This window comes from Aquipseudomonas alcaligenes NBRC 14159 (assembly GCF_000467105.1).
Lineage (GTDB): Bacteria > Pseudomonadota > Gammaproteobacteria > Pseudomonadales > Pseudomonadaceae > Aquipseudomonas > Aquipseudomonas alcaligenes.
Genome location: NZ_BATI01000059.1, coordinates 1 through 5704, shown reverse-complemented (window position 1 = coordinate 5704; position 5704 = coordinate 1). Strand labels below are relative to the sequence as shown.

The window sequence follows — 5704 nt, the reverse complement described above, 5'->3', positions numbered from 1 at the left end:
TGCTCCAGGTGGTGCCATTGGCGAAGCGGATTTCCTCCAGTTTGTAGTTGCTGGCACCGTCGCTGTTGAAGTAGTTGCTCACCGTCACCTTGTCGGTCGAGCCCACCAGCGACAAGATCAGGTTATCGCCCGAGCGGGTGATCTGGATGTCGCTCGGCGCGATGTCCGCAGCGAACTCGATCGCATCCACCTTGCCGGTGCCGCTGTCATTGTTGTTGACCGTGTCCTGGCCCCAGCCACGGCTGAAGCGGTACACGTCGCTGCCGGCATCGCCGTTCAGGGTGTCATTGCCGATGCCACCGTCGAGCAGGTCATTACCATTGCCGCCGTACAGATGGTCATTACCTGCACCGGCCAACAGCACATCATTGCCGTCATTGCCCCAGAGGCGATCATCGCCAGTTCCGCCATCCAGGAAGTCGGCACCGTCATTACCGGTCAATGAGTCATTACCAGCTTCGCCGAAAAGAAAGTCGGTAAGCGAGCCCCCTAAAAGGCTGCTATTCGTGCTCGAATCAACAATCACATTGCTGGGCGCCCCCAGCTGTATCTTGAGCGCCTCAACTTGCGATGGGCTCATCTGACGGACCCATTCGCCTGTAATGGCCAGCTCGTTAGCCGCCCAGCCGGCGGTGCCCGCTACTGCAACACCGAATTCGATGAGGTCTACCACTCCCTTAACAGGATTGCCCTCGTGGACCTGGGCAAGCTTGTCCAGTGCCCCACTGAAATCCACCGCCACGCCGTCTTTGGTAAAGACCAGAGCAACCTCATCGAGATATGATTTGAGACGTGTCTGCAACAGCAGACCGTTATAGACCGAGTCCATCAGCGCCTGATAGGCCGCACGAATATGCCTTTCCTGGTTGGGGCCAAAGGAAAAGTCTTCCTCAGTTAGGTAGTAAGTGCCGCCAGTGGCCACGGCGCCACCAGTCGCACTACCAGATCGCCCCTGAGCGCCTGCAGAGAAGGACACGCCGACTTCGCCGTCCTTACCATCATCATTGGTCGGTTTGAAGTCAAAGAAGTACTGGCCATTGAACACCTCCAACACTCGAACCATCTCCAGCAACTCTTTCCTTCTGAGTTGCTCAGCTGTTGGCGATGAGCCCGCGTCGCCCTCCGAAAGACCAATAGATCCACCGGAGCCGCCCCCCGAAGAACCCGCCGCAAACTCGGGACGATCAAGCTCCCAGGAATATCCAAACTCAATGTCGTAAGGCTTGCCTTCGGCCATGTCCCCAACACGCTCATCGAACGTGCGGAAATTTGCACTATCTGCCCAAGCCCGAATCAACTGATCCAGCAGGGCCTGCTGCTCCAGGCGAGTCCCCGCAGCAGAATAGGCAGCCAGCGCCTGCTGCAGGTCACTGCTTGTCGCTGCAGCCTCGCGCAGATCACGCACAGCCCCCGAACCACGCATATTGGCCAAGCCCGCCAGCTCTGCCGGAATCTCGATGGGATCAGCGAATTCGCGGTAGAAGGGGTTGTCCTCGAAATACACATCACCGGACACTCCGATGCCGCCGCCATGGGCGGCGTCCCACTGGAAGGTGCCGAAGCCGTCGATATGGTTGTCGTTGCCCAGATCCTTGGTCTTGTCGTCAGAGCCGGTACCGATACTTTGGATGCCAACTTCCTGCAGCGTCAGCAGCTCGCCGGACTGGCTGATGCCATCGCCATTCAGATCACGCCATACACGCAGATCAGCCCATACGGCATCGCTGGCATCCAGCTTGCCATCGGCGTTGCTATCGACAGCCTGCATGGCCTCGAAACCATCCTTGGCCTTGCTGCCATCGGCCAACAAAGTGTTCTCGCCAAACAACTCATGGCCATTGTCGATGCTGCCATTGCCATTTCGATCCAGCACCAGCAGAGCATCATCCGACTTCACCCAGCCGGAGCCATGTTTATTACCATCACCATCATGATCGAATAAAACTTGACCTTCAGCACCGATAGTCTCAATACCGTCGCCATCAAGGTCAAAAACTATGGGCGATATAGTTTTTAATGAAGACTCAAAGTCGGTATTAACCTTCGAGCTAATCGACTCATAGTACGCAAGCCTTCGCTCTTCAAACTCGGCCCGATTCTTCCAGAGATATACAACAGGAATAAAATCCTGAAAAAAGTCATCAAAAAAATCAAGTTTATTGAGAATACTGTAGGGCATAGGAAGCGGCGCTTTTTCCATCACCTCATCCAAGTACTCAAAAGTATCATAGGCTTCTTGGGTAGTCATGCCCACATGACTTGGATCTGCACTGTCACTAGTAACAGTTCTACCATCATCATAATGGGCTGTTACCTTAGTTCCATCCATAGTAACTTTAGTTATCGCACTCAAAACAATATCTCCTTGAAATATTTAATTCCCAAAGGCTAGCGCCCCATCCATCTACATCGAGAACAAAATCCAAGCCCCCTCAATAGAACAAATACCTATCCCATCAACACCCAGAGTAACGCTCCTGCGAGAAACCAAGACGACCTGATTATGAAACCAAACAAAACCACTTGACATATCAACAAACATCAATCCAGCTTTGATTAGCGCTCCAACAAACTTTCATCCTGGTACTCCCTAAGCGGACTCAGGAAGTAATCGATCACCTTTCGCTTATCCGTCTTCACTTCCGCCCGCACAGCCATGCCCGGCGATAGCTCAATGCGATTCTCGCCGACCTGGATGCTGTTCTCTTTCAGCTGTATGCGCGTGCTGTACACCAGCCCCAGCTTCTCGTCCTCGATGGCATCGTTGGAGATGTTCAGCACGGTGCCGTGCACCACGCCGTACTTGGTGAAGGTGAAGGTCTCGACCTTGATCTCGACTTCCTGCCCGGCGCGTACGAAGCCAATGTCCTTGTTCTCCAGCATGGCCTCCACTTCCACCGGCTGGTCCTTTGGCACGATGACCATCAGCGGTTGGGCTTCGGTAACCACTCCGCCCGGGGTATGGATGGCCAGCTGCTGCACGGTGCCGTCCACCGGGGCGGTGAGGCGGGTCAAGCGGTCGCGCTGTTCGGCCTTGGCCAGCTCCTGTTGCAGGGCAGCGCCGCGCTGTTCGGATTCATGCTGCAGATCGAGCATGGTGCGGCGGGTCTGGGCGATCACGCCCTGGCGACGGCGCTCGGCCTCCAGCTTGGCGGCCTGGAGTTCGACGACGCGGGCCTGCTGGATGGCCAGCTCACGCTCCTGGTCCATGCGCCGCTGCTCCCGTTCGAGGAAGGCGTGCTTGCCGAGGATGCCCTTATCCAGCAGGCGCTTGTAGTCGGCGGCCAGCTGGCGGGTGATGGGCAGGGACTCCTGCAGCTTCGCCACCCAGGCCTGGGCAGCCTGGATCTCGGCCACGCGCTGGGCGATCTCGGCATCGCCCTGCTCCAGGGCGGCCCGGAGTTCCAAGTACTGGCCCTGCAGCCAGGTCTGCGCCGAGGCCTGCTGCTGTGCGGTGGCCTGGGGAATACGGTTGGCCAGCGAGGCCGGGGGCTGGTTGCTATGGATTGCTTCGAGCAAGGCACTGGCACGCGCGCTGTCGACCTGGGCGGCGAGCAGGTCACTTTTCAGACGTTCGACATCGGCGCCGGTGATCTGCGCATCCAGCTCTACCAGCAGCTCGCCGGCTTTCACCGTCTGGCCGTCGTAGACGTGGATGGCTTTCACCACCGCCACTTCGCTGGGCTGGATGACCTTGCTCTTGCCGCTGGGCACGATCTTGCCGCTGGCGGTAGCGACCACGTCGATCTCGCCGACGCAGGCCCAGATCAGCGCCAGCACGGCGAAGGCCATGATGGTCCACTGGATGATCCGCGGCGCCGGGTGCACCGGCGCTTCCTGCAGGGCCAAGGCGGCGGGCAGGAACTGCACTTCATGGTTCAGCCGCGCGGGAGCATCCATGGCCTTGCGCCGCTGCCAGGAATGGCGCCAGGCACTGCGGTAGCGGTTGAGGAGGTCGCGTTTGGCGCTCATCGAAGATCTCCCACAGGAGTCGAGGTGACGCAGGACACCCTCACCCCAACCCTCTCCCAGGGGGAGAGGGGGGTGTTTTGTGCTGCTTTCATGCTCATGCGGCACCGCCCTGCTGCAGTCGGTGCAGGCGCGAGTAGTGGCCGGCCTGGAGGCAGAGGAGTTCGGCGTGACTGCCCTGCTCGACGATCTGCCCACGGTCCATGACCACGATGCGGTTGGCATCGCGCACGGCGGACAGCCGGTGGGCAATGATGATCACCGTGCGGCCTTTGCAGATCGCCTGCATGTTCTGCTGGATCACTCGCTCGGACTCGTAGTCCAGGGCGCTGGTGGCCTCGTCGAATATCAGCACCCGCGGGTTGCCGATCAGCGCACGGGCGATGGCGATGCGCTGGCGCTGGCCGCCGGACAGCGAAGCGCCATGTTCTCCGACCACGGTGTCGTAGCCTTCCGGCAGCTCCAAGATGAACTCGTGGGCCCCCGCCAGCTTGGCCGCCTGAATCACCGCTTCCAGCGGTGCGCCGGGGTCGGTCAGGGCGATGTTCTCGCGGATGCTGCGGGCGAACAGCATGTTGTCTTGCAACACCACGCCGATCTGCCGGCGCAGCGAGGAGACATCGGCCAGGGCCAGGTCCATGCCGTCCACCAGCACGCGGCCGCGCTCGGGGGTGTAAAGACGCTGCAGCAGGCGAGTCAAGGTGCTCTTGCCGGAGCCGGAGCGGCCGACCACGCCGATCACTTCGCCAGCATTGATTTGCAGGCTGACGCCACGCAACACCTCCGAGCCGTCCGGGCGGTAGCGGAAGTGCACCTGGTCGAATTCGATCTGCCCCTTGAGCGGCGGCAAGGCGCTGCGGGTAGCCTGGGACAGTTCGGTGCGGGCGTTGAGGATGTCGCCCAGGCGCTGTACCGACACGCCGGTCTGCTGGAAGTTGGTCCACAGCTGAGCCAGGCGCATGATCGGCTGCGATACACGGCCGGCCAGCATATTGAAGGCAATCAGCTGGCCCACCGTCAGATCACCCTCGATGACCAGACGCGCGCCCAGCCACAGGGTGGCCACGGTGACCAGCTTGCCGACAAAGCCCACGCTTTCGTTGGCGATGGTCGACAGATTCTGGGTCTTGAAGCTGGCGGCCACGTAGCCGGCCAACTGGTTGTCCCACTTGCGGTTGATCTGCGGCTCCACCGCCATGGCTTTCAGGGTGTCGATGCCGTTGACAGTTTCGACCAGGAAGGCCTGGTTCTCCGCACCACGAGCGAAGCTCTCGTTGAGCCGTGCGCGCAGCACCGGGGTGATTAGCAGAGAGATCAGGAAGTACAGCGGCAGCGAGAGGATCACCACCAGCGTCAGCCAGCCGCTGTAGTAGAACATCACCGCGATGAACACCACCGAGAACAGCACGTCGAGGATCAGGGTGATGGCGTTGCCGGTGAGAAAGCTGCGAATGTTCTCCAGCTCGCGTACCCGCGCCACCGAGTCCCCCACCCGCCGCGCCTGAAAGTAGGCCAGCGGCAGGGTCACCAGGTGGCGGAACAGCCGTGAGCCCAACTCCACGTCGATGCGGCTGGCAGTGTGGGCGAACACATAGCTGCGCAGGCCGCTGAGCAGCGTCTCGAAAATCATGATGCCAAGCAGGCCGATGGCGATCACGTCCAGGGTCGACAGGCCACGGTGCACCAGCACCTTGTCCATCACCACCTGGAAGAACAGCGGCGTGAGCAGGGCGAA

General features: G+C 60.0%; 3 protein-coding genes. All 3 read right to left on the bottom strand.

Features of this window, described 5'->3' with window-relative positions:
• Positions 1 to 2248, bottom strand: a 2248-nt coding sequence (locus PA6_RS24380) for a calcium-binding protein (protein ID WP_043217267.1), incomplete at its 3' end; no start/stop codon positions are given.
• 308 nt (positions 2249 to 2556) lie between these two features.
• On the bottom strand, positions 2557 to 3972 hold the full coding sequence (locus tag PA6_RS21235) for an HlyD family type I secretion periplasmic adaptor subunit (protein ID WP_021703057.1): 1416 nt from the start codon (positions 3970 to 3972) through the stop codon (positions 2557 to 2559).
• Positions 3973 to 4066: 94 nt separating this feature from the next.
• Positions 4067 to 5704 (bottom strand): type I secretion system permease/ATPase (locus PA6_RS21230; RefSeq protein WP_021703056.1); only part of this gene is annotated, 1638 nt, incomplete at its 5' end.